General features: G+C 39.3%; 18 protein-coding genes. 15 read left to right on the forward strand and 3 right to left on the reverse strand.

Annotation, left to right across the window (positions count from 1 at the left end; genetic code table 11):
- The first annotated feature begins 368 nt into the window (after positions 1-368).
- From BUA11_RS02190 to BUA11_RS02260, 15 genes are all read left to right on the forward strand, one after another.
- A complete protein-coding gene (locus BUA11_RS02190; protein WP_072757915.1) occupies positions 369-1,757 on the forward strand; it encodes an extracellular solute-binding protein in 1,389 nt (462 codons plus the stop codon).
- An 83-nt stretch (positions 1,758-1,840) separates the two neighbouring features.
- Complete coding sequence (locus BUA11_RS02195; RefSeq protein WP_072757917.1) at positions 1,841-4,858, forward strand: extracellular solute-binding protein; 3,018 nt, start codon at positions 1,841-1,843, stop codon at positions 4,856-4,858.
- Positions 4,842-5,732 carry a carbohydrate ABC transporter permease gene (locus tag BUA11_RS02200; protein WP_072757919.1) on the forward strand — a complete coding sequence of 297 codons (891 nt, stop codon included), beginning with the start codon at positions 4,842-4,844 and terminating at the stop codon, positions 5,730-5,732. Before BUA11_RS02195 ends, BUA11_RS02200 begins: the two co-directional genes overlap by 17 nt.
- A 26-nt stretch (positions 5,733-5,758) precedes the next feature.
- Positions 5,759-6,631 (forward strand): carbohydrate ABC transporter permease, encoded by an 873-nt coding sequence (locus tag BUA11_RS02205; protein ID WP_072757921.1) that lies wholly within the window; start codon positions 5,759-5,761, stop codon positions 6,629-6,631.
- Between the two features lie 46 nt (positions 6,632-6,677).
- Positions 6,678-8,687 (forward strand): YIP1 family protein, encoded by a 2,010-nt coding sequence (locus tag BUA11_RS02210; RefSeq protein ID WP_245789455.1) that lies wholly within the window; start codon positions 6,678-6,680, stop codon positions 8,685-8,687.
- A 37-nt stretch (positions 8,688-8,724) separates the two neighbouring features.
- Positions 8,725-10,980 (forward strand): DUF5696 domain-containing protein, encoded by a 2,256-nt coding sequence (locus tag BUA11_RS02215; protein ID WP_072758282.1) that lies wholly within the window; start codon positions 8,725-8,727, stop codon positions 10,978-10,980.
- Positions 10,967-11,824: a carbohydrate ABC transporter permease gene (locus tag BUA11_RS02220; protein ID WP_143145244.1), complete on the forward strand. Its 858-nt coding sequence runs from the start codon at positions 10,967-10,969 to the stop codon at positions 11,822-11,824. The genes BUA11_RS02215 and BUA11_RS02220 overlap by 14 nt, the downstream gene beginning before the upstream one ends.
- On the forward strand, positions 11,821-12,735 hold the full coding sequence (locus BUA11_RS02225; protein ID WP_072757925.1) for a carbohydrate ABC transporter permease: 915 nt from the start codon (positions 11,821-11,823) through the stop codon (positions 12,733-12,735). The genes BUA11_RS02220 and BUA11_RS02225 overlap by 4 nt, the downstream gene beginning before the upstream one ends.
- 36 nt (positions 12,736-12,771) lie before the next feature.
- The gene (locus tag BUA11_RS02230) at positions 12,772-14,910 is read left to right on the forward strand and encodes a beta-glucosidase family protein (RefSeq protein ID WP_072757928.1); all 2,139 of its coding nucleotides are present in this window, start codon (positions 12,772-12,774) and stop codon (positions 14,908-14,910) included.
- Positions 14,911-14,933: 23 nt separating this feature from the next.
- Complete coding sequence (locus tag BUA11_RS02235; protein WP_072757930.1) at positions 14,934-18,143, forward strand: cellobiose phosphorylase; 3,210 nt, start codon at positions 14,934-14,936, stop codon at positions 18,141-18,143.
- A gap of 127 nt (positions 18,144-18,270) precedes the next feature.
- Positions 18,271-19,032 (forward strand): glycoside hydrolase family 16 protein, encoded by a 762-nt coding sequence (locus tag BUA11_RS02240; protein WP_245789457.1) that lies wholly within the window; start codon positions 18,271-18,273, stop codon positions 19,030-19,032.
- A gap of 29 nt (positions 19,033-19,061) precedes the next feature.
- Positions 19,062-20,075, forward strand: coding sequence for a LacI family DNA-binding transcriptional regulator (locus tag BUA11_RS02245; RefSeq protein WP_072757932.1), 1,014 nt, complete (start codon positions 19,062-19,064; stop codon positions 20,073-20,075).
- A 192-nt stretch (positions 20,076-20,267) separates the two neighbouring features.
- The gene (locus BUA11_RS02250; RefSeq protein ID WP_072757934.1) at positions 20,268-21,566 is read left to right on the forward strand and encodes an ABC transporter substrate-binding protein; all 1,299 of its coding nucleotides are present in this window, start codon (positions 20,268-20,270) and stop codon (positions 21,564-21,566) included.
- Between the two features lie 75 nt (positions 21,567-21,641).
- On the forward strand, positions 21,642-22,508 hold the full coding sequence (locus BUA11_RS02255) for a carbohydrate ABC transporter permease (RefSeq protein ID WP_072757935.1): 867 nt from the start codon (positions 21,642-21,644) through the stop codon (positions 22,506-22,508).
- Between the two features lie 15 nt (positions 22,509-22,523).
- Positions 22,524-23,363, forward strand: coding sequence for a carbohydrate ABC transporter permease (locus BUA11_RS02260; RefSeq protein ID WP_072757937.1), 840 nt, complete (start codon positions 22,524-22,526; stop codon positions 23,361-23,363).
- 48 nt (positions 23,364-23,411) lie between these two features.
- Here BUA11_RS02260 and BUA11_RS02265 read toward each other — a convergent pair whose 3' ends face one another.
- Genes BUA11_RS02265 through BUA11_RS02275 form a run of 3 tightly spaced genes read right to left on the reverse strand, consistent with a single transcriptional unit; the run spans position 23,412 to position 25,980 of the window.
- Positions 23,412-23,690 carry a hypothetical protein gene (locus BUA11_RS02265; RefSeq protein ID WP_072757939.1) on the reverse strand — a complete coding sequence of 93 codons (279 nt, stop codon included), beginning with the start codon at positions 23,688-23,690 and terminating at the stop codon, positions 23,412-23,414.
- Between the two features lie 35 nt (positions 23,691-23,725).
- On the reverse strand, positions 23,726-25,129 hold the full coding sequence (gene gltA / locus BUA11_RS02270) for an NADPH-dependent glutamate synthase (protein ID WP_072757941.1): 1,404 nt from the start codon (positions 25,127-25,129) through the stop codon (positions 23,726-23,728).
- The gene (locus BUA11_RS02275) at positions 25,120-25,980 is read right to left on the reverse strand and encodes a sulfide/dihydroorotate dehydrogenase-like FAD/NAD-binding protein (RefSeq protein WP_072757943.1); all 861 of its coding nucleotides are present in this window, start codon (positions 25,978-25,980) and stop codon (positions 25,120-25,122) included. Before BUA11_RS02275 ends, gltA begins: the two co-directional genes overlap by 10 nt.
- Between the last annotated feature and the right edge of the window lie 28 nt (positions 25,981-26,008).

A 26,008-nucleotide genomic window follows, 5' to 3' on the forward strand; every position in this document is an offset into this window, starting at 1 on the left:
GAGAGTATATGTATAGGTGAGAAAGCCGGTCACCTCCATTAGGAAAGTAACCAGGATACGAGAATAAGCAAACTCACCATACCTCAAATAGGACGAAGGAATGTGAGAGTGTGGAACAAACCAGGTGGGCATAAGAGGGTTAGTTTGAGGGAAAATGGTGGGGAAGTAGTTAAAAAAAATAATCTAAGAAGGAATAAAGCGACATAAAAATAATGAATTAATTCATTAAAGATAAAAAATTAAAATTATTAAGATTTTAGATAAACTCTTTTGGAAAAGAAAGGGAAGTAAGAATTTTTTGAAAAAATAAGAAAAAACGTATTTCAGGAGGCTAATCAAAAATATTTCTTTGAAGAGGAGGGATTATTATGAAGAAGTTCGTGTTTTTAGCTTTGCTAATCATTTTTACCGTTGCCAGTTTTGCAAAAGCAACAATAACAGTGTCTGTATGGAGCTGGAATGTTGATAGGTACAAAAAGCTCGTTGCAGAGTTCAACAAATACTATCCAGATATAGAAGTAAAAATAATCGTAAATGAGCCAGATATCAACGGTTTCTTAACAGCGACCGTTTCTGCCAAAAAGGCTCTCCCAGACGTTGTTGCGGAATCATGGGAACCACTCTCGTACCCAGTTTCACAGGGTTGGGTTTATCCACTTGACGAATTCTTCAAAGATGATCCGTACATAAAGTATGTCCCAGACAGTGTAAGGAATGCATTTAAATACAACAACAAAACTTACGCACTTGGCGAAAGATTACACTTTGAGTGTATCGTTCTGAATCTTGATTTGCTCAAAAAATTGAATTTGACAGCTCCGACGTACGAAAATTGGACCGTTGACCTTTTCAAGAACTATGCAAGAAGAGCAACCACAAAGGAGTACTCTGGAATAAATCAATTGTGGGAATTTGATACGTTCATGGCAGCTATTTTGAGCAAAGAGACAACATTCTGGAGCTTTGACCCAGATAAATGGGAATTCGATCTCGTTAACGGTGGATGGATACCGGCAATAAAATTGCAAAAGGAACTGAAATCAATACCAGGACTTGTTGCTGATGACTTGATAAACCAAGATATGAGAAATCAAGGACAGCTCGATGATTATCAGAAAAAATTCGGCAAAGACGCAGATGCATTTAGGGAATCGAAAGTCTTAATGGGATTCGAAGCAACGTACGACTGGAGTTGGCTCAGAACAGTACCTTGGAACTTCGATTATTACCCAGTTCCACATGATCCAAAAATCGGCATACGGTTACCAGTGCACATTAACTATACGTTTGTGAGTTCAACAACAAAGTATCCTAAGGAAGCATTCTTGTTTGCAAGGTTCTTAACATATGATCCAAGAGGCGTTGTGGCAAGGCTCAAACTATACGAATCTGAAGGTGTGGAAAATGGTAGACTTACAGACTGGTTCATCCCAGCAACAATGCATCCAGATGTTGTTAAATACTTTGAGACTTTGAAAATTCCAAATGGTATAAAGTGGATGCTCAAGAATCTTGACAAAACAGTCCGTGTTGATATGTGGAAGATAGTTCCTGGCTGGTTCGAAGCGATTTGGGATGTCATATTCCCAGTTAATGAAAAGATAAGAAGAGGAGAAACGACACCAGAAGCTGTTGCAAAGGAGACTCAGGATAAAGCAAACAAAGTTATAAAGGAATCCTGGACCATATTTGCTAAGAAGTTAGCTGATGCAGAAAAGAAATTCCCACAAATCAGAAAACAAATCGAAGGTAAATAATTAATTAAATTACTTCCACCGATGGGCATAATTTTTAGCCGTCGGTGGATTTATAACCAAAGTTGGTGGGGAGTTGATAATAAGTGAGGAAGTTTGTCATTTGGTCTTCTATAATTGTCTCAGTTGTGGTTGGTTTATTGATTATTCTCTATTGGACAGGAAAGTTAACTTATGAAAGTTATGCACTCAATATATCCAACTTAAGAACTTCTTCCGTAGCATCGACAGAAAACCTTGCAAAACAAGGCTTTAAGAATCTTATGGAACAACGGATCAGTCGTGCACAAGACTACGGCATCAGTGTTTTGGATACTCCTGTTTTGTTAAACAACGACGAATCGTTTAAGTTAATAGTTAATATGCCAGAAAGAGGTCTATACTACGCAATCTTGAAGTACAGGTATACTCAACAATTATCGAGCACTGGCGCACTTGAAGTGAATGTCAACAGTGTGCCATATTTGGCTATCTTGGACAACTATTCATACTACAACTACAGTGAAAAAGTGTACGATAGGTACGGTAACGAGATCACTCCGGAGCAAATTCCTTTTGACGATTCTTTCGTTTCATATTTAAAGGATTCACACCGCATCGGTAGTTTACCGATATTGTTTGAATTAAATGATGGAGATAATGAAATTGAAATAAAGAACACAAGGCGCCCTATAATTTTAGAAGGGTTATATTTTGTGCCGATTTCGAAAGAGTTCAGTACAGTATCATATGCAAAATACATAGAAAGCAATCCTAAGAAAAATGATATAGGAAACGAGAAGCCAATCTTGATAGAGGCAGAGCATATGGCTTTCAAATCCGACTCTTTGGTATCTATAGTGAATGAACAAACTGCGCAAGTTTCACCATATGAATTACTTAAGAAGAAAGTCAATGTAATAGACGAGAATACATTTAAACAGTCGGGACAAGAAGTCCATTGGAGTTTCTATATCCAAGAACCTGGGTATTACAAGATTGCGTTCAGATACAAGCAATCTTTGAATCGTGGGGTACCTGTATACAGGAGAATCTACATAGATGGAAAGGTTCCGTTTACTGAGCTCATGAGTTATAAATTTCCGTTCACAGGATTTAAGTGGGTTGACTTTACGTTGTCTGACAATAATGGAAAGCCATATGAGATTTACTTGGACAAAGGTTACCATACGTTGTCTTTGGAAGTCACTACAGGCGTATATGAAGAGAGCGTGAGATTTTTACAAGATAGTGTGAAAACTTTACAAGCGATAGGTCTGGATATACGCAAATTAGTTGGTAATAACCTTGACCCGAACAGGACTTGGAATATCGAAAAGTACTTACCAAATGTTGTTAGTGATCTCAAGTCTATAGCAACGAACTTGCGACTACAACACAACAAACTAATCGGGATTGTTGGACAGAAGGGCCTTCCTTCTATTGCCGACATGTTGGTGTGCGCCGGAATAATAGAGAATATTTTAAAGCGTCCCGAACGCATACCTTTTTATCTTGATGTTATAAGTGAAGGAGCAGCATCTGTTGCACAAAGGTTATCAGAGCTTTCGATGAACCTTCGCAACCAACCTATGGGGATCGACAGGGTACTGATCTACCAAGGCGAGAGTGAGAAGTACATCCCAAAAGCTAATGCATTTTTGATTACTGCGTACGAAGAACTTCACAAATTGTGGCTCTCTTTCTTTAATAAGAACGAGGCTTATTCGATATACGAGAAGGTAGATGAGAGAAGCTTGAGGATATGGGTTAATAGGCCTATTCAATACGTCGAAACTCTGCAGTACTTAACCGATACTGATTTCACAAGGAAAACAGGCATAAAGGTTGTTTTCTCAGCGATGCCAAACGAACAGAGGTTAATCCTTGCGAGTGCAGCGGGAAACGCGCCTGATGTGGCTCTAAGTATCAGCAACTGGATACCTTTTGAACTCGCTATCAGGAATGCCCTTTATCCGTTGTCCAACTTTCCAGATTTCTACAGTTTTGTGAGCAGAAATATAAACGTTGAAACTTTACTTCCGATGGTCATAGAAGATAAGGTTTATGGCATAACGGAAACGCAGAACTTCTATGTGCTTTTCTATAGAAAAGACATTCTCGACAAGCTCGGAATTCCAGTTCCGAATACTTGGGACGATGTGAAGAAGATTTTACCGGAGTTACAGAGAAGAGGTATGAATTTCTCTATCCCAATGTGTGAACAAACAACAAAATATTTCAACACTACAGCTCCGTTCTTCTTCCAAAATAACGCAAGACTTTATACAGAGGATGGGGTCAAAACGGCTATAAACACTGAAGAAGGAGTTAAGTCATTTGAGCTAATGACTGAAATATTCACCATATTCGGTATCCCTGAACAAGTTGCTAATTTTTATAATTCTTTCAGATACGGACGTATACCAATCGGTGTTGGAGATTTCGGTTTGTATGTAACGTTGATGAACGCAGCGGATGAGATATACGGATTGTGGGATATAGCACCGTCCCCAGGGGTAGTCGATGAGGAAGGTAATGTATTGAGATATCAAGTTGCCGGAGACAGGGCAGATGTCATATTTGCAACGTCTGAGAAGAAAGAAAAAGCTTGGGAATTCATAAAATGGTGGATGTCTAAAGAGACACAACTGAAATTCGCACGTACATTGATCAACAGATACGGACCTTTGTACATATGGAACACGGCGAACATAGAGGCATTCAAAGAGCTTGATTTCATAGATGAGAGACATAAGAAAGTAGTTTTAGAACAATGGCGCTGGATAAGGGAAGTTCAACGACACCCTGGAGGATACATGACAGAGCGCGAAATCAGTAACATCTGGAACAGGGTTGTTGTAGAAGGTGCACCACTTAGAACGGCGATTGACAGATCAGTGATTCTTATAAATAGAGAGCTTGAAAGAAAGTTGACTGAATTTGGATATATCAAAGAAGGTAAGGTGTTGAAGAATTACAGGATGTACGACTCAATGGAAGAATTCATGAGAGTTAATAACGTTCCTATGCTGAATGTACTGAAGAACGTTGAGGAAAGTAATGAAGAGAGTAACGAAATAGGTAATGATGATCGAGGTGATACCGATGAAAATCAGTTCTAAAAAGGATAAGGGCCATTGGATATTGCTATCACCATACTTGGTTTTGTTTTTAATATTTATCGCACTCCCGGTAATAGTTGCGATATATTTATCCTTCACTTATTTTAACGCAATAGAGAGACCAACTTGGATAGGACTGCAAAACTACATAACGCTCATCACAAGAGACACGCTTTTCATGCAAAAGGTATTACCAAACACGATAAAGTACGCACTTATCGTTGGAGTTGGCGGGTATATCTTATCATTTATCCTAGCTTGGCTTGTTGCTCAATTGACGCGCGTTCCACGTACTATCTTTGCTCTTATTCTATACTCACCATCTCTTACAGCCGGTGTTACTATGACTGTCTTGTGGCGTGTCATTTTCAGTGGTGATCAGCAAGGTTATCTAAATGCGTTGCTTTTAAACCTTGGATTGATTGATAAACCGATTCAATGGTTGCAATCGCCCGAACATCTTATGGACATAATGATTTTAGTTGCACTGTGGAGCAGTATGGGTGTTGGTTTCTTGGCAATGCTGGCTGGTATATCGAACATAGACGAACAATTGTATGAAGCGGCGTATATTGATGGAATCAAGAACAGACTTCAAGAAATAATATATATAACCATTCCAGCGATGAAGCCTCAGATGCTTTTCGGAGCGGTTATGTCAATAGTCAATACATTTACATCCGCTGGCATCGGTGTAGCTCTCTCAGGTTCAAACCCCACACCACAGTATGCGGGTCAATTGATAGTGAACCACGTAGAAGATTATGGATTTTTGAGGTACGAAATGGGATACGCCGCGGCTCTTTCAGTGGTTCTACTTTTAATTATTTGGTTTTTCTCAAGAGTCGCGTGGCGATTGTTTGGTGAAAGATAGGCTCTTTTAAAAGAGAGGTGGAAAAAATGGCAAAATTTTCGACGAAGACGAATCCACGGTATTTCCATAAGAGTCAGCTTAAATTCTATTTCATATTGACACCTATCGCTATTTTCATGTTGTTACCGATAATATTTATCTTTTCGCAAGCTTTTAAACCAGTTGATGAGCTTTTCCTCTATCCGCCGAGGTTCTTTGTTAAAAGACCAACTTTGGCGAATTTCTACGAGTTGTTCGCCATGACCAGAACTTCGACTATACCCGTGAGTCGATACCTTATGAACAGTATACTGACTGCGTTTTTCGTTGTTCTGTTTACGATAATAATTTCTGTGTTCGCTGGTTACGCTCTTTCTAAAAAGCAATTCAAAACAAAGAATCTGTTATTCACGATAAACAACCTTGCGTTAATGTTTGTTCCTGTGGCAGTTATAATACCAAGATATCTATTAATCCAGGAGCTGAGACTTATAGACACGTTTTTGATAAATATACTTTCGTTGTTGGCAATGCCAATTGGTGTTTTCTTGATAAAGCAGTTCATAGATCAGATACCAGATGCACTTATAGATGCTGCACTCGTAGATGGTGCTAATGATTTCCAGATAATTTTTAATCTAATAATTCCTATGCTAAAACCCGCTATTTCAACCGTTGGAATATTAGCATTTCAAGTGGCATGGAATAGCGCCGAAGCCTCTTTGTATTACATAAACAATGAAAATTTAAAGACATTCGCTTTCTACGTTTCAAACCTTACGCAGACCACAGGAAACACGATTGCCGGACAAGGAATTGCCGCAGCAGCGGGATTAATTATGTTCGTTCCGAACCTTGTATTATTTATAATCATGCAATCGCGAGTAATGAACACAATGGCTTACAGTGGTCTTAAGTAACCGAAGTGAATTTTGAGCGAATTTTGATATGGGTGGTGCTTGAAAAGTGCAGCCAAAAGTTAGTATAAGATTTTTGATTATCATATCTCTATGTTTTGTCTTTCAAACATTGTTGAGCAATAACAGTCCGTTTCTGACTTACACAATCTCCGGTAGGAATGAGTGGAAAATTACTCAGGATGCGTATGTTGTGAGTGAAGTTCTCTTTAAAGATTTGGACCTTTACTATCCTGAGGACATATTCATCAAAGATGGCAAGATGTATATTGCAGATTCTGGAAATGCAAGAATAGTTGTTTACGATATGAAAACAAGAAAAGTAAGCTTGATTGGTGAATTCTCGCTTTGGCAACCTACAGGTGTCTTTGTTGATGAAAATTATGTATACGTTGCAGATCCAGGAACTTCTGAAGTGATTGTTTTCGACAAAGAAGGAAACGAGGTAAAAAGAATCGGTAGGCCCTCAAACCCGTTGTTTGGCGAAGGTGCGAATTTCAAACCCAAAGAACTTATCGTTGACAAAAGAGGAAATCTATACATAGTCAGCGAGGGCACTTTTGAAGGTGTAATCCAGCTTGACCAGAATGGCGAATTTCTTGGCTACTATGGAGCAAATCTCGCATCTATGACACTATTAGACAAGATCATTGACATCTTCTATACGCGCGAACAAAAAGAAAGACTACTAAACAGAATCCCAAAGCCGTACACGAATATCACAATTGATAGCAAGGGGCTCATATACACCGTAACACAAAAAGAAAGAGGAAACGCTATAAAGAAGCACAACACCCTTGGTAACAACATACTGCCGATATCGAGAGAAGCAAGGATGATTGATGAACCGAATTTTATAGATTTAGCAGTTGATGATAGCGGAAGGATATACGCCTTAACCGAAACAGGACTGGTTTATGAATACGATGCTGAAGGCAACCTTATCGTTTCATTCGGTGGACGCGCAATTGCCACTGAGAGAAACGGTCTCTTTACTGTTGCTGCTGCAATCTGTGTTGATGAAAATGGCAAAATTTACGTTTTAGATAAAGAACGAGGACTTGTGCATGTTTTCAATCCTACGCAGTATATAAAAACTCTTCACAAAGCCTTGGAGCTTTATTCTGAGGGTAAGTACCTGCAAAGCAAAGAGCTTTGGAAGGAAGTGATGATTTACGACGGATATTCAAAAATAGCACACTACGGTCTTGGAAAAGCGTATTTCCAAGAAGGTAATTACCGTCAGGCACTCGCAGAGTTCCGCATAGCTCAAGCAAGACGCGACTATTCCGATGCTTTCTGGGAAATAAGAAACGAGTTCTTGCAAAAGCACACAAGAGGATTATTAATTGCGTTTATAATCCTCATAATTCTTGTCTCAATACTAGATAATCTCTACAAGAGAGAAGTAATAAAATTCAGAATAGATGTTAAATCTAAACTTGTGAAGGATTTACTATACATTTGGAACATTCTTAGACATCCACTCGATACATTTTACTACATACAGAGAAAGAGGTATGGTTCAGTCCTTTCAGCAACTATAATTTACGCGATTTTCTTTATAGTTATACAGTTAGAATATTTTGGACGGAGTTTCATTTTCAATCTGAACACAGCAGACAGAAGTGTTGGTTTTGTCTTTTTAGCAAGTTTTGCACCCGTGTTTTTGTGGGTCTTTGCGAATTACCTTGTCAGTTCAATAAACGATGGGCGAGGAACTTTACGAGACATATATATCTTCACCGCTTACAGCTTTGCGCCTTATATACTGTTCCAGCCATTCGTTATTCTTCTAACGTACATTCTTTCATATAACGAAGCGTTTCTTGTTTCGTTTGCTTCTGACATCTTCATCGCATGGAGTGCCGTTTTACTCTTCACAGGTGTAAAGGAAATTCACGATTACGATATCAAAAATACCGTTAAGAGCATACTCTTAACGCTTGCTTGGGTGTTCGTTATCATACTTGTATATTCAATAGTTTACATGCTCTGGGACCAACTCGTTCAGACAGGTTACGCAATTGTTCAGGAGGTGCTCTACCGTGCACGTTAATAATATAAAAAGTGTTCTATTAATAGTAGGATCGATTATGATGATCAGTTCTATGCTTTTCAGTCAAGGTATTGGCGATGAGTTCTTATCCAATAGATTCACTCGTCCCGAGGTACCGGTAGAAATAATCTCGAAATTTACAACGCAAGATTATGAAAAGGTCGGCGATAGCGGAATATTGGAACTTTACATCGACAAGAATAGTACTTCTATGAGAGTATTAGACAAGCGTTCAGGGTACGTGTGGGGAGATGTTTTGACCGATACAGATGCCTACAACGAAATGAACGATGTTTGGAAGAATATCGCAAAATCCCTTGTAATGATAGAGTACTTTGACGATCGAGGCATTTCAAGTGTAGTTGGTTCAGCTTCACCAGATGTTAAGAAAACGTGGAAAGTCCTAAAGAATGGGGCTTCTTGTACATTGAATTTTGAACCTGTTTCGATAAGTTTCACAGTATTTGTTGAAATATTTGGTGACAAGCTCGTCTTCAGTTTGGATCAGAAGACGATATCTGAGAAAGATAAATACACTTTGGCTTCTGTAATATTTGCTCCATTTCTTGGAAGTACCATAGCGGATGAGATAAATGGATATGCATTTGTTCCAGATGGTCCAGGAGCGCTGATAAGATTCTCAAGACCGGCGCATTATTTGAACTGGTTTGAAAAGCGAGTTTACGGAAAAGATTACAGTATCGAAAATCTTGTAAGTGTAAACGACTTGCGAGCCAATAGACCAAACGATTTTCTTAGAGAGGAACCGACAGTGCTCGTTCCTGCCTTTGGTGTTGTGCACGGTGTTAAGAAAAACGCTATTTTTGGAGTAATAACTTCGGGTGCTGAGTACAGTGCAATTATTTCGTATCCAAGTGGCATACTCAGTTCTTACAACTGGACTTCCGCAAAGTTCATATACAGACAGAAGTACCTACAACCAACATCACGAAGTGGTGCTGGAATTCAGGTAGCACAAAAAGAAATGAATAAGTTCAACGCAAGATTGGAGCTTGTCTTTTTAACAGGAGATCAAGCTGATTACGTAGGGATGGCAAAGTATTATAGAGAGGCTTATTCGAAACAGATATTCGGCGAAAAGCCAACTAAAAAAGAATATAAGACAAAAGATATACCGCTCTATCTTACAGTCTTGGTAAGTGATATTGAAAAGCAGTTAATCGGACAGAAAGTTGTGCAGATTACTTCGGTGGAAAACATCAAGGCAATGAGTGAAACATTATCAAAGAGTGGAGTAGGTAATTTAGTATTCCTCCTTAAGGGTTGGGAAAAGGGAGGAGTTAACGGGAATAAGATTAACAGTACAAAGGTGGAACCAAAATTTGGCGAAATTGACGATATAGCTAAGTTTGCATTGGAGCATTCTGCGGCTTCGGGAAAATCTTTCGAATTGTACTTTGTTACTAACACGACAAGGGTAACGGAAAAACAGCTCAATCTTAAAAATGAAGTTGGATTGAATTTATCGCAGTCTTTGATTTTTGAAGAGAGAGATAACAAAGATTTGTGGCTTTACAGGAGCTATTACACAAAAATAGATTTGTCAAGTCGATATCTCGTTGAACGCATTAAAGAACTCAACAGAAACAATATAAAGAACATCGCCATTGAGGAGTTTGCAAATAAACTATATGGTCATCTTAAACGCGATGAGGAAATCTATAGAAGCGATGCACGAAAACTGGTTGAAAAAACACTATCCGATGTGAAGAATCAAGGCAACAATCTTATACTCTTCGTCCCGAATGTTTATTCATGGAAGTATATGAAAACCTTTGGAAATATACCGATGAATTCAAGTCAGTACCTTTTCGAAACCGATACGGTTCCGTTCTTACAGATAGTTCTAAGTGGTAATGTCGTGTATTTCACACCATATATGAACAATGGTTTCTTTTCAGATACCGATGTGCTCAAATCGATTGATTTTGGTGCATATCCATCGTTCATCGTCTCTTGGCTGGATAATGCTTCACTGAAGGATACACCTCTGTGGGATTATCCATCGACAAGATTTGCTGACTGGAAGTCTAAGATAGTTGAGATTTACAAGAAAATAAATGGAGCTCTTAAATACGTTAGAGGTTCTAAGATTATAGACAGGACAGTTATCCACCCTGGGTTTGTTCGTGTAGATTATGAAAACGGATACAGCATCTTGGTGAATTACACAGAAGAAAGGGTCAAATTTGGAAACGTAGTTGTTGAACCTGTTTCATACAGAGTTGTTAAAGTAGTGAGAAACGGAGTTGATGGAAATGAGAATAAGTAGAAGCGCAAGAAAAGCTATTGCTGGATATGTCTATATAATGCCTTGGATAATTGGTTTCTTGCTTTTTACGGCGTTTCCATTCTTCTATTCACTCTACTTGAGCTTTTTCCATGTCAACTTTACCGTTTCTGGAATAGAAACGGAGTACGTTGGATGGAAGTATTATATATACGCTTTCAGAAATGATACAGCATTTCCTCTGAACTTTTCAAATACGATTATAAACATAGTGCTTTCGACACCTTTGGTAGTAATCTTCGCTTTGATAGTAGCCATCTTGCTAAACAGAAAACTGCATGCAAGAACGTTCTTTAGGCTTCTGTATTTCTTGCCCGTTGTCATAATCAGTGGTCCTGTGATTTCGGAGCTTGTTACCAACAATGCTGCAAGTATAGTCGATCCAAGGAGGTACTTTATTTACAGGTTCTTCTTAATGATTCCAAACACGATTAGTTATCCGTTCTTGTACATGTTCAACAACCTTGTGCTTATACTATGGTTCTCCGGAGTCCAGATTCTTTTCTTCCTTGCTGGTCTGCAAAAGATAAGCAGTAGCATATATGAAGCCGCACAAATTGACGGTGCGAACGATTGGGTAATCTTCTGGAAGATAACATTGCCACTCGTTAGACCTTTTGTCATAGTTAACACTATATATACAATCGTCGACTTGGCATCGTTTGCTAACAACCCAGTTAACACGAGTATAACTCAGCACATGTTCGATATTGATAAGCCTTATTCGTACTCTTCAGCGCTTTCTTGGATTTACTTCGCAGCTGTGATGGGCATACTCGGCGTTGCGTACATGCTTCTGCATGAAAGGAGGAAAAAGAAAATATGAAAGATAAAAGCTTTCACTTTTCGTACTACAAGCATTTTAAAGATCCAGCGACTAAGACAATTATATATATAGTTCTCATTGGTATCGGTTATGCTTATCTTTATCCTCTCCTTTACATGATAACAACTTCGTTTATGACTGTCGATGATTTAGTAAATTCAACCGTTGTCTGGATTCCGACGAAGTTGACCATTGAAAATTTCAGAAGGGCATGGACCGTTCTCGATGCAACAAAAGCCCTTTTCAACAGCGTGTATACTTCAACACTTCCGGCACTGCTACAGACTCTTGTAACAGCCTTAATAGCTTACGGACTTTCAAGGTTTGAGTTCCCTCTGAAGCGACTTTGGATTGTATTGATGCTTGCTACTTTCTTGATCCCCACGCAAGTAACATTAGTCACAAAATACATGCTGTTCAGCCAGTTAAGGCTTACTGGAACTATTTTTTCTTCTATATTGCCAGCAACACTTGGGCAGGGCATAAGAAGTGCTATTTTCATACTCATGTACTATAACTTCTTCAACATGTTGCCAAAGGCATTTGACGAGGCAGCAGAGCTCGATGGAGCAAACTCATTCCAAATATTCTATAAAATCATACTCCCGCTTTCGCTACCGGCTATCGTAACAGCTTTCATATTCTCTTTGGTGTGGTACTGGAATGAAACGCTACTTTCCGGGTTGCTTATGGGAAACAACATCAAAACACTTCCGTTGGCACTTCGCGATTTCGTTGCAAGGTATGCCGTGTTGTTCCCAACAGCTGATGGGAGTGCAGCAAATAGGATAAATGAGGGAATTAGAATGGCCGCAACGATGATTACTATATTACCACTCTTAGTAACTTACTTGATTTTGCAGAGGTATTTCGTTGAAAGTCTCGAACGAACAGGAATTACAGGTGAGTGATAAATTGAGTATATACAAAGAAGGAGGAGGAATAGTATGGATATCGAAGCTCTTGTTTCAAAAATGACCACGGAGGAAAAGATTAGGCTTGTAGTTGGTGTTGGAGTTCTCGGTGCTTTTGGAAATCCAGAGCCGAAAGTTAGTGGTGCAGCTGGCGAGACGGCTGAAATTGAAAGGCTTGGAATACCGAAAACAGTTTTGGCAGATGGACCGGCTGGATTAAGAATAGACCCCGAGAGAAAGAACGACGAAAGAAAATATCATGCAACTGCGTTTCCCGTTGAGACGATGTTAGCGTCGACTTGGAATAGAGATATCTTAAGAAAAGTTGGCAGAGCGATGGGGGAGGAAGTTAGAGAGTACGGTGTCGATATACTCTTGGCACCAGCGATAAACATCCACAGAAATCCACTCGGCGGAAGAAATTTTGAATACTATTCAGAAGATCCGTATTTAACAGGCGAAATGGCTGCGAGTTTTGTTGAAGGTGTCCAATCTGAAGGTGTTGGCGCATGCATTAAGCACTTTGTAGTAAACGAGCAGGAAACAAACAGGATGACAATAGACACAGTTGTATCAGAAAGAGCTCTAAGAGAAATATACTTAAAACCATTTGAGATAGCTATCAAGAAGGCAAAACCTTGGACGGTGATGAGTTCATACAACAAGATGAACGGTCTGTATACCTCACAAAATAAGTGGTTGCTTAAAAAGGTATTGAGGGATGAATGGGGATTTGAAGGTTTTGTGATGACAGATTGGTTTGCTGGTGACAACGCTGCTCAGCAGATAATGTCAGAAAACGATTTGCTCATGCCTGGAAACACGTACCAGATATTCAAAAATAGAAGACCCGAGATAGAAGAAATAACAGAGGCATACGAGAAGGGCGAGATAACAGATGAAATGTTAAATGAAAGGGTTAAGGCGATACTAAGAGTGTTGGTGAAAACACCTGCTTTCAAAGGTTATAAGTACAGTAACAATCCAGACCTCGAAGCACATGCAAAGGTATCCTACGAAGCTGGTAGCGAAGGTGTCGTGTTGTTGAAAAATGATAATACACTTCCAATAAACGAAACTACCAAGATTGCCCTTTTCGGCACAGGACAAATAGAAACTATCAGAGGAGGTACGGGTAGTGGTGAAACGCACCCGCAATATATGATAAGCTTCCTTGATGGACTCTTGGAAAAAGGTTTGAACGTAGATAAAGAACTTGCAGAGTTCTATCGGAACAAGATAGCTGAATTTCGCAAGACCGACTATGTAATAACTAAAGGACAGTGGGGAGAAGATATTGTTCCAAGATTGCCTCAGGACATCATTTCACAAGAGGAGATTGAAAAGATAGCTGAACGGAATGACTTGGGTATTTATATACTTACGAGAATATCAGGCGAAGGTGTCGATAGAAAGCTCGAAAAAGGTGACTTTTATCTGACTGACGATGAATTCTCAATTATTAAAAAGCTTTCCGAAACTTTTAGAAGCAAAGGTAAGAAGTTCGCTGTAGTCTTGAACATAGGCTCACCGATAGAGATTGAAAGTTGGAAATCACTGTGCGATGCGATAGTCTTGGTCTGGCAACCAGGTCAGGAAGCTGGAAGAATACTTGCTGATGTTCTTACAGGGAAGATAAACCCGTCAGGAAAATTACCAACTACGTTCCCAAAAAGGTACGAAGATGTACCTTCGAGATCTTTCCCAGGTGAACCAAGAGAAAATCCAGCTGTTGTTGTCTACGATGAAGACATATACGTTGGCTACAGGTACTACGATACATTCAGAATAGAACCGTCATATGAGTTTGGCTTTGGACTTTCATATACAAAATTCGAGTACAAAGACCTTCAAATACAGCAGGTAGGTAATAAAATATATGTTTCTTTCACGGTAGAAAACACAGGAATGTTTGCAGGAAAAGAGGTAGCACAAGTATATGTACGTGCGCCACGTGGAAAAATTGACAAACCTTACCAGGAATTGAAAGGCTTTGAAAAGACAAAAGAATTGCAACCGGGAGAGTCTCAGAGGATTTCTGTTGAAATTCAGATTTCAAACCTTGCTTCATTCGATGGAAATTGCTGGAAGGTTGAGCCTGGAAGGTACGAAATCAGGGTTGGTGCATCATCCAGAGATATCAGACTTACTGGCTATATAGAGATAATGTAATCCTTCAACGAGGGGGCATTAGAATGGCTAAATATTACTTCAACACAGATGATAGATTCGTAATTGAGGACTACAATAACTCAAAACCATTTGCAGGTTTCCTTCCTGGGATTGCTGGAAGGCATGGCATTCCATTGTGGGTGTTCTATGTAAATAGGGCGCAGTGCATCGCCTCATTTGGACTGGCGCACAAGGACAATCCAATACTGGAATTCCACCCGGCGTTCCGTTCGTATCAAACAGTCTACACGAACGGCTTCAGAACTTTTATCAAAGTACACGAAAAAAATATATTACATGAAGCTTTTGTGAAAAAGAACGAGAAAATTATCCAAAAGATGTACATCGCAAGAGAGTCACTCGAAATTGAAGAGATAAACGAAGAAATTGGTCTTAAAACTAACGTACTTTACTTTACATTGCCACAGGAGAAACTTGCAGCACTTGTTAGAAAGGTTGTAATTGAGAATATTTCAAGCGAAACTTTAAGTCTCGAAGTACTTGACGGATTGTCGATGTTGTTGCCATTTGGAATAAACGATTACGGACTTAAGCATGTGGGTAATACCCTAAAAGCTTGGATGGAAGTTTTCGAAATTGAGAATGGAATTCACATATTCAAGCTCCGTTCTACTGCGGAAGATGTAGCAACCGTTTCAGAGATAAGAGAGGGAAATTTCTACGTCTCATTTAAGATTCAAGAGAGTGAAAAAGAACAGCTGAAACCTTTAGTGGATCCAGATGTAGTATTTGGGTTTGATACCTCTTACGTTTTGCCGCAAGTATTTGCTGAGCTGAATCTTGAGCAGATAAAACGTATCAAACAAGTCATGTCAAATAGAGTTCCATGCGCATTCTCACCAGTCATAACCGTTTTGGAACCTGGTAAGAAGGTAGAAATATATACAGTAGTTGGTCATGCTCCAAATACAAATTTACTTGTTGAATATTCTGAAAAATTCTCCGATAGTAAGTATTTAGAAGAGAAGTACCGCGAGAATAGGCTGATAACGGAAGACATCGTAAGCAGAGTGTGGACAAAGACAGGCTCCAAATTATTTGACGAGTATGCAAAGCAAAACTATCTCGATAATGTACTAAGAGGTGGCTATCCAGTTATAGTTAGAAATGGTGAAAATCCTTTAGTTTATCACATATATTCAAGAAAACACGGCGATTTGGAACGCGACTACAACTACTTTGTATTGTTGCCTGAGTATTATTCTTCAGGAAACGCAAACTATCGAGATGTAAATCAAAACAGGAGAGATGATGTATTCTTCAATCCAGGAGTTGAAAGATACAACATAAGGTTTTTCATGAACCTAATACAGACAGATGGTTACAATCCTTTGGTTATAAACGGTGTAAAGTACAGAGTAGATGTGACAAAACTTGACAAGTTATTGCTAAATGATTTCTTCGAAGATGGTACTAACGTAGATGTAGTTTTAGAATTCTTGAAAAGTAATTCATTTACTCCAGGAAAGCTCTTAAAATTCATTGAAGATAAAAATATAAAGCTTAGAAAAGATTTTGAAGAATTGCTCAGATATTTAGGAAATTACATCGAAGAAGAAATCGATGCTGTACATGGTGAGGGATACTGGACCGATCACTGGACGTACAATTTGGACTTGATAGAAAGTTACCTTTCGGTATATCCGGATCACAAAGAAGAACTGCTCTTCAACGATGAAAGCTACACTTACTACGATGACACTTATTGTGTACTTCCAAGGAGCAAGAGATACGTAATTGCTGACGGTAAAGTGAGGCAGTATAAGTCTACATACGAAGACCAAGAAAAGAAAAGACTGATAGAATCCCGCGCTGAATACAAAAACGTTATGCGAAAGAATAAGGGAACTGGTGATATTTACAAAACATCCTTGATCGCTAAGTTAATAAATTTAGCTGTCGCAAAATTTGCGACACTTGATCCAAGTGGCATTGGTATTGAAATGGAAGCAGGAAAGCCAGGCTGGTATGATGCATTAAACGGATTGCCTGGATTATTCGGTTCTTCTGTTGCAGATAGCTTTGAGCTCCTTAGATTGCTTGATTTTATAATAAGAACACTGAAAGAATATCCGCATAAAACGTTGCGACTTCCAGTTGAGGTCCTTCAATTATTGAGAGATCTTGTGACACTTGTCAGAGAATACGGCAACTCAACTTCTGAAAACAGGGATTTTGACTTCTGGAATAAGATATCGATACTTAGAGAAAAGTACAGGGAAGAGACAAAGTTCGGCTTCATTGGTGATGAGAGAGAAATCTCAGCTTTGACCACTGCTGGGGAACTTGAAGCACTTGCTAACAAGCTTAGAAATGCTCTGGACAAAGCAGTTGAAGAAAATGACCACTTGATGCCTACCTACTTCTATTACGATGTTGAGAATTACGTAGTTGAAAAAGTGGGCTCTGAGGATATAGTAAAAGTCTTAAAATTTTCAAGAAAAAACATGCCGCTATTTTTGGAAGGAATTGTAAGAGGTATGAAAGTATATAAAGAGCCTGAAATTTTGAAAAGCATATATTCAAAAGTGAAATCTTCAGGTTTGTATGATAGAAAACTGAAGATGTACAAAGTGAATGCTTCTCTTGAGAATCAGAGCATAGAGATAGGTAGGGCGAAGGCATTCACACCAGGTTGGTTGGAAAATGAATCGATATGGGTACATATGGAGTACAAATACATGCTTGAGCTCTTAAGAAGTGGACTTTACGATGAATTTTTCGAGGATTTCAAAAACGTGATAATTGCATTCTTAGATCCTGCAATATACGGAAGGAGCCCACTTGAAAATTCCTCGTTTATAGCCAGTAGTGCAAATCCTGATGAGAAAGTGCACGGAACGGGCTTTGTTGCTCGACTAAGCGGTGCAACCGCAGAATTTCTAAGCATTTGGAGAATAATGATGGCAGGAAAGAATCCGTTTAAGGTTGATAATGGAAAGTTAGTCTTAGTTTTCGAACCTGTCTTACCAGGTTGGCTCTTTGATGAGAATAACAAGATATCGTTTAAATTCTTAGGAAATTGCACTGTAACGTATGTAAATCCTGATAAATTGGACACATACAAAGTAGATTATTCAAAGCAAAGAGCAACTCTGTTCCTCAATGATGGAGAAAGAATAAGTTTGAGCAGTGGACTAATTGAGGAAAAATACGCCGAAATGGTACGAAATGGAAAGGTGGATCGAATTGAAATTCTTATCGCTCAGTAGTAAGATAAATTATAGGCATATAAAGAGGTGGTTTAAGATGTTGAGAAGAAGATATATATTAATTCCTTTTGTCTTTCTCATTCTTATTTTCACAAGTTGTATAGCATCGTTAAAGGAGTTTGAGCCTATGATAAAAGACAGCAGATGGAAACTTGTTTGGTCCGATGAGTTCAGCGGTCCTAAAATCGATACTTCAAAATGGAGATTCGAGATTGGAAACAACAACGGCTGGGGAAACGGTGAGTGGCAGTACTATACTGAAGGAAAGAATGCCTGGATAGAGAATGGCATGCTCGTTATTGAAGCAAGAAACGAGACAGTGAAAGAAGGTAGTAAGACGTTCAATTACACTTCAACACGTATGAAGACAGAAGGTAATTTCTCAGTGCAGTACGGAAAGATTGAGGCGCGTATAAAATTCCCTTACGGAAAGGGTCTGTGGCCAGCGTTTTGGATGCTCGGGACTAATATAAGGTATGTCGGATGGCCCATGTGTGGAGAAATCGATATAGTCGAATTTCTTGGACACGACAAGTGGACAGCCTACGGTACGCTGCATGGACCTGGGTATCACGGAAATAGCGCTATAGGTGGCAAAATCAGGTTAGAGCCACCAAAGCCTGATTTTACAAGTGATTTCCACGTATTTGGGGTAATGTGGGATGAAGAAAAGATTGTTTGGTACGTCGATGATACCGTTTACCACATTGTCACAAAATCCGCGGTGGAGTCAAGAGGAAAGGTATGGGTCTTCGATAATGAATTCTTTATAATACTGAATATGGCTGTTGGCGGATACTGGCCTGGATATCCAACAAATGAAACAAAGTTTCCTGCAAAGATGTATGTAGATTATGTAAGAGTATATGAACTACAAAGCAATGAATAAGATAAACAGATTTGCATCGAGGTGGTACGATGGCAAATATTAGAGATGTTGCAAAAATGGCAAACGTTTCCATAGCAACGGTCTCAAGGGTTCTGAACGGCAACGAGAATGTATCTGAAGAGACCCGTAGGAAAGTGCTCAATGCTATAAAGAAACTAAATTATAGACCGACGATTTCTTTCAGAACAGCCTCTTCTGATCTGTTTAAAACTATTGGAATACTTATACCTGACATAAGAGGTTATCATTACAGTGACATTGTCATGGCAATCGAGGAATATGCGTACACAAAAGGTTTCGATATAATGCTTGCCCTTCCGAAATGGGAGGTCGACATCGAACAGCACATCCTTGATCAGTACTTCAGGCGTAAGGTCGATGGAGTTATCTTGGGAGAACTTTTTGGAAGTTACAAATTGATAGAGCGCTTCAAGAGAGGCGGTATCCCAATGGTTGTTGTTGATTTCCAGGTCGACGAGATCGATTTCGATACTGTGAACGTGGACAATGTAAGTGGTGGCTATCAAGCGATCAAGTATCTTTATGAGCACGGGCACAAGAAGATTCTTTTTATACCCGGTCCACAACAATCACCAGCAGCTGTCGATAGGGAAAAAGGTATTAGAAAATTCATTGATAAAGTCAGGGATGAAGAGATTGAGATTTTTTATGGAACACATAGAGGCTATAACTCCGAGCACGGATGGGTTAGTGTTGTTCAGCACCTGAAAGAACATGGGCTAAACTTCACAGCTATCTTCGCTGTTAATGACTGGACAGCTATCGGTGCGATAGATGCTTTAAAGGATAACGGAATTAGAGTGCCAGAAGATGTATCTATAATAGGATTTGATGATGCTCCATTTGCACAGTACACAAATCCAAGGTTGACAACTGTTATGCAACCCCGTTGGGAAATGGGGACTACTGCTGCACAGTTGTTAATAGAGAGAATAGTGGATAAGAAAGTGCGTTTGCCAAGAAATATAATTTTGCCAGCAAAGATTATCGAGAGGGAATCTGTGAAGGATATCAACAAGTGAAATCTGCAATGGTTTAAATATCATACTTATAGTTCTTTAATGTATAAAATGACGCGCAAGCTTCCTTTTTTGTGCAAATCTTCAGGAAAGCTTGCGCTTTTTTCTTAAATTATTTTTAACATTTGATAGTATAATAATAACGTTGTCCCTCTTTTGGGGATTTTATCAAACAAATCATGGGAGGTGTGGTGTATGAAGAAACTTTTTATACTGTTTTTAGTATTCGTTGTTGCTTTGGGCTTTGCAGAAGTCAAGATTCAGTTCTGGCACGCAATGGGCGGTTGGAGAATTGACTTGATTCAGGGTATGGTAAACGATTTTATGAAGGCAAACCCAGGAATCAAGGTTGAAGTGCAGTATGTTGGGAGTTATGAGGAAATATTGGCAAAGACAGTTGCATCACTACAAGCAGGTACTCCACCACATGTTGTCCAACTGAACGAAATCAGTACGAAGAAGATGATCGATAGTGGAGTTATAGTTCCAGTTGAAGATATGATTAAAAAGGATCCATCATTTGATAAAGGTAAGCTCTTACCTCAGGTGGTTAAATACTACAGCATTGGCGGAAAGCTTTATTCTATGCCTTGGAACAGCTCAACACCGTTGCTCTTCTACAACAAGACCATGTTCAAACAAGCAGGACTTGATCCAGAGAAACCACCAAGAACTTTCAGCGAAGTGATTTCCTACTCGAAGAAATTGTTAAAGAAAGACGACAAGGGAAACATAGTAAGAACTGGTATCACATGGCCACTTTATGCATGGTTCTTTGAACAATGGATGGCAGAGCAAAATAAGTTGCTTGTTGACAACAACAACGGAAGAACAGGCAACCCAACAAAGGTAGTCTTCAATAACGAAGCTGGCTTGAAGATTATGGAATTTTGGAACACATTGACAAAAGAAGGTTTAATGATTAACACAAAGAAAGGGGACTGGACAGCTGCAAGACAGCTCTTCATATCTCAAACGGTCGGAATGATAATTACGTCAACATCAGATGTTGCATTGCTTGTTTCAGAAGCGGCGAAGCAAGGCTTCGAAATTGGTGCGGCTTACATTCCTATACCAGACGGAGTACAGCGAGCTGGTGTTATAATAGGTGGAGGAAGCCTGTGGCTAATTAAGCAGAAGAACCAAGCCGAGATAGATGCGGCATGGAAATTGATTAAGTATCTTGCCGATGTTGATCCACAAATCGCATGGCATAAGGGAACTGGGTACTTCCCAGTAAGACTTGATGCGAAAGAAAAGCTTGAGAAAGAAGGCTACTACAAGGAAAATCCACTCCACTATATCGCCATTAAACAGTTGTTAGATACAATTCCTTCATACGCAACAATGGGTGCGGTTGTTGGTGCTTTCCCAGAAATAAGGTCAGCGATCGATAATGCCGTTGAGAAAATGCTAAATGGACAGCTAACGCCAAAGCAAGCTTTGGAGGAAGCAGAAAGAGAAGCAAATAAAGCTATAAAACAATACTTTTAATGGATTCAATCAAAAAGAAGGGCTGGCGTTGCAGCCAGCCTTTTTTGAATTCTTATGTTCAGGAGGGTGCTAGAAGTGAGAAAGTTGTTACCTTACATCTTTATACTTCCAACATTTATCATAATTTCACTCTTTATATATTATCCAGCAATAAATTCATTTTATCTAAGTTTTTTTAAAGTGTCTGTCTTTGGCAATAGGAAGATGTTTGTTGGATTAGAGAATTATATAGAATTATTTTCAGACGAGAAGTTCGTTAAATCATTCACTTTTACGATTGTCTTCACAATAATTACGGTAATTGTCTCTATTTTTATAGCATTTTTTGTGGCGTTGCTGCTTAATCAAAGAGTTCCCGGCGTTAGGTTATTCAGGACTTTGATATTCGCTCCTTATGCTGTCTCAACAGCCGTGGCAGGAGCGCTCTGGGGATTTTTACTGAACCCAGTTGTTGGGCACGTTAACTATATTATGACAAGGTTATTCGGAATACAAGTGAACTGGTTAGTTACCGCACCATACGCTGCATACGCTGTAATAATTGCTGCAATTTGGAAAACATTGCCATTTAACATAATATTCTACATTGCAGGTTTGCAAAGTATTCCTGATGAGCTTGTTGAAGCAACTAAGCTCGATGGTGCAACTACTTGGACAAGAATGTGGAGGTTGTATTTTCCCTTACTTTCACCTATTACATATTACCTTGTGATTATGAGTATAATAAGCGCTATGTTCCAGTCGTTTGCTATTATCGATGTTATGACACGCGGTGGTCCCGGTGATTATACAACGAACATCATTTACAGGATCTACCTTGACGATTTTAGATTCTCAAAAACAGGACCGGCAGCTGCGGAAAGCGTCATATTGTTTGCCATAATGATCATAGTCACTCTAATATACTTTAAAGTTGGACGTAAGAGCGTTCATTATCAGTAAAAGGCGGTGGGAGTTATGAAGAAGAGTACTCGAAAGATTGTAAATACCGTTTTTGTAGAGATAGCCCTGATAATATTTTCAATAATCATGTTTGCACCTATATTCTTAGCGTTGACTATGAGTATTCAATCTTCAGAATTCGTTTTTGCTTACCCGCCTAAGATTTTGCCACGTGGGTTCAACATAGAAAATTACATACAAGCTTTTAAAATAGTGCCTTTTGGAAGGATGATGTGGAACAGCTTTGTAGTAGCGTCTTTAATAACACTTGGGAAGCTTTTCACTGGTATCCTTGCAGGTTATGCGTACGCAAATTTCAAATTCAAGGGTGATTCGTTAACGTTTGGTTTGATATTTTCAACTTTATATATCCCAGCGGAAATATTGTTAATTATCCCTCTGTTCCAAGTCGTTAGCAAACTTGGATGGGTTAACACATACCAAGCGATGATTGTACCATTCATCGCAAGTGCAACGAATGTGTTTTTGTTCCAACAACACTTTAAGACTATTCCAAGAGATTTCGAAGATGCCGCGAGGATAGACGGGGCAAGTGCTATGCAATATCTTACAAAGATAGTTCTTCCGCTTTCTCGCCCAGTTATAGGGGGGGCGGCTATAATTAATTTTACATACGCTTGGAACATGTATTTGTGGCCTATGATTGTGGCAATGCGTGATGACATGAAGACTGTGCAAGTGGCGATAAATATGATAATCAATGCTGAGTCTTCAAATAACTGGGGAATAATTATGGCAGCGACAATTATTGCTTTGGCACCAACACTTCTGTTATTCTTCTTACTCCAAGATTTGTTTGTCAAATCACTCGTTGGAAGCGGATTGAAAGGTTGATATATCCAAGGAAAAATGGGGCGTGCGCCCCACTTTGTTTTTATGTTTTTATTTTTCTGGCCTATCGAACTTTATGGCTTTAATATCAACTTTGTATCTATGCCCGTCTACGTCGATGTAATACGTCAAGATGAATTTGTTATCCGGCAAGTTTTGTAAATACGTAGCGTCCACTGTTTCCCAGAACATGTTTTCTGCAATGATTTGAGCTTTTTCTTGTCTAATTGATTCGTTTAGTGTTTCTCGCTGAGCGGGGATTGTAGTGGCTATTATTGTCAATAATAACATCAGTACAAGCATTGCATATAGTATTTCCGTGTAGACCATAACCTATCCCCATACCCCCTTACTCGTGTTCATCATCAACTTTTAAGAAATTCGGCAATACCTCTTGTAGCCGTCTTACCTGCCCCCATGGCTAAGATTACAGTCGCAGAACCTGTTACGATATCTCCTCCCGCAAAGACCTTTGGTATGCTCGTCTGCCCCATTTCATTTGTTACAATGTATCCGTACTTGTTAGTTTTCAAATCCGGAAATTGGTTTAGGAGGAATTTATTCGCCTCAGTTCCGATAGCTTCTATAACTGTATCAGCTTCGATAACGAAATTGCTGTTCGGAATGATAACCGGTTTTCTTCTCCCGCTTTCATCCGGCTCGCTCAGTTGCATCCTTACACATTCAATTGCGACTAAATTCCCATGCGCGTCACCTATGTATGTAACCGGTGTTGATAAGTACATGAACTCAATGCCCTCTTCTTTGGCATGCGCTATTTCGGCTTTACGAGCCGGCATCTCCGATTCGGTTCTCCGGTACACTACCGTTACATGTGCCCCCAACCTTAAAGCGCTGCGTGCAGCATCCATCGCAGTGTTACCTCCCCCGACAACGACAACTCTTTTTCCAATCCTGATAGGTGTATCGTATTCAGGAAACTTGTATGCGCGCATGAGGTTTACTCGAGTCAGGAATTCGTTGGCAGAGTAGACTCCATTCAGCTCGCTTCCTGGAATTCCCATGAATTTCGGAGTACCCGCACCGACGCCTACAAAGAGTGCATCGTATTTTTCAAGTAATTCCTTTGGCGAGATTGCGTAACCTACTGGTATGTTCTTTATAAAATTTACTCCAAGAGCCTCTAAATGTGAAATCTCTTTGCCAACAATCTTTTTTGGCAACCTGAACTCAGGTATTCCATATACGAGAACCCCTCCAAATTCATGTAGCGCTTCGTATATATCAACACTGATTCCAAGCTTTCCAAGTTCTGAGGCTACCGTAAGACCAGCAGGACCAGAGCCTATGACAGCAACCTTCTTATCTACGTAATCTTTTTGTGCGTTTGATGTGTTAGAAGACTCTTCGTCGGTCAAATTGTTCACATTATTCTCTCTTGCCCAGTCTGCAACAAATCTTTCGAGCGCACCGATATTTATAGGTTTTCCAATTTTGTTGAGAACACAAACCCCCTCACACTGTATTTCTTGTGGGCAAACCCTTCCGCAGATAGCAGGGAGGTAATTATATGATTTTAGTATTTTAAAAGATCTATCTAAATTACCTTTAACGATTTCTCTTATGAAACCCGGTATATCTATGCCAACTGGGCAACCTGATATACAAGTTGGTACTTTACACTGTAAGCACCTTTTCGCCTCTTCCTGTGCCATCTCGTATGTGTAACCCAAAGATACTTCTGAAAAAGTGTGGTGCCTTTCTTCTGGTTCTAATTCCCTGACTTCTATTCTGTCTTTTACAGCCACGAGATATCACCAACCTGCTTAATGAAACTTTCCAAAGCCAATGTTTCTTGTTCTCTATACTGACTGAGTCTTTTGATAAAACTTTCCCAATCCACATATCGGCCATCAAATTCGGGTCCATCGACACAAACGTACTGTATTTCACTTTCTCCGTCTTTCTTTATAACCGTCCTGCAGCCTCCGCACATTCCTGTGCCATCTATCATAATCGAATTAAGTGATACCCACACAGGTGTATCAAATTCCTTTGCTACCAAACTTGCATATTTCATCATAACTGCAGGTCCTATCGCCCAAATAACGTCGAATTTCTCACTTCTAAGCTTGTCTTTCATAACATCTACAACGCTTCCTTTTTTGCCATAACTTCCATCGTCCGTGCAAGTTGTTAAGTCATCTGCGAAGGTAAATTCATCCTTTAGGATTAGTTCATCTACTGTCTTCGCACCTATTATTACATTTACTCTGTTATTAAAACTTTTCAAAGCCTTAGCTATTGGGAAAATTGCAGCTATACCAATACCACCGCCGATGATTAAAGTATTTCCATAGTACTTTATCTCACTTGGCTTGCCCAGAGGACCAACTACATCGTGCAGTACATCACCTTTATTTTTCATACACAATTCAAGAGTAGATTTACCTATGGCTTTTACAACTATCCTGAACTGCTTCCCACTGACATCTGCTATGGTTAATGGTATACGCTCACCTTTTTCTGTATTTCGAACAATTACAAATTGTCCGGGTTTTGCGTGTTTGGCTACGAATTCGTTGTTGATCCAGAATTCGTACACACCTTTGCAGAGCCTTTTTTTCTCTACTATTTCATTTATGGGATTTTCCATCATGGATACCTCCAAATAGGGAGATAGCATA

The sequence above is a fragment of the Fervidobacterium gondwanense DSM 13020 genome, from assembly GCF_900143265.1.
Lineage (GTDB): Bacteria > Thermotogota > Thermotogae > Thermotogales > Fervidobacteriaceae > Fervidobacterium > Fervidobacterium gondwanense.

What these genes read in the sequence shown, in the direction of transcription:
- BUA11_RS02245 (WP_072757932.1), top strand. Translation starts at nt 19,062, where the DNA reads ATGGCAAATATTAGAGATGTTGCAAAAATGGCAAACGTTTCCATAGCA.
- BUA11_RS02220 (WP_143145244.1), top strand. Translation starts at nt 10,967, where the DNA reads ATGAGAATAAGTAGAAGCGCAAGAAAAGCTATTGCTGGATATGTCTAT.
- BUA11_RS02215 (WP_072758282.1), top strand. Translation starts at nt 8,725, where the DNA reads ATGATGATCAGTTCTATGCTTTTCAGTCAAGGTATTGGCGATGAGTTC.
- BUA11_RS02250 (WP_072757934.1), top strand. Translation starts at nt 20,268, where the DNA reads ATGAAGAAACTTTTTATACTGTTTTTAGTATTCGTTGTTGCTTTGGGC.
- BUA11_RS02190 (WP_072757915.1), top strand. Translation starts at nt 369, where the DNA reads ATGAAGAAGTTCGTGTTTTTAGCTTTGCTAATCATTTTTACCGTTGCC.
- BUA11_RS02205 (WP_072757921.1), top strand. Translation starts at nt 5,759, where the DNA reads ATGGCAAAATTTTCGACGAAGACGAATCCACGGTATTTCCATAAGAGT.
- BUA11_RS02235 (WP_072757930.1), top strand. Translation starts at nt 14,934, where the DNA reads ATGGCTAAATATTACTTCAACACAGATGATAGATTCGTAATTGAGGAC.
- BUA11_RS02275 (WP_072757943.1), bottom strand. Translation starts at nt 25,980, where the DNA reads ATGATGGAAAATCCCATAAATGAAATAGTAGAGAAAAAAAGGCTCTGC.
- BUA11_RS02230 (WP_072757928.1), top strand. Translation starts at nt 12,772, where the DNA reads ATGGATATCGAAGCTCTTGTTTCAAAAATGACCACGGAGGAAAAGATT.
- BUA11_RS02240 (WP_245789457.1), top strand. Translation starts at nt 18,271, where the DNA reads ATGATAAAAGACAGCAGATGGAAACTTGTTTGGTCCGATGAGTTCAGC.
- BUA11_RS02225 (WP_072757925.1), top strand. Translation starts at nt 11,821, where the DNA reads ATGAAAGATAAAAGCTTTCACTTTTCGTACTACAAGCATTTTAAAGAT.
- BUA11_RS02265 (WP_072757939.1), bottom strand. Translation starts at nt 23,690, where the DNA reads ATGGTCTACACGGAAATACTATATGCAATGCTTGTACTGATGTTATTA.
- BUA11_RS02200 (WP_072757919.1), top strand. Translation starts at nt 4,842, where the DNA reads ATGAAAATCAGTTCTAAAAAGGATAAGGGCCATTGGATATTGCTATCA.
- BUA11_RS02260 (WP_072757937.1), top strand. Translation starts at nt 22,524, where the DNA reads ATGAAGAAGAGTACTCGAAAGATTGTAAATACCGTTTTTGTAGAGATA.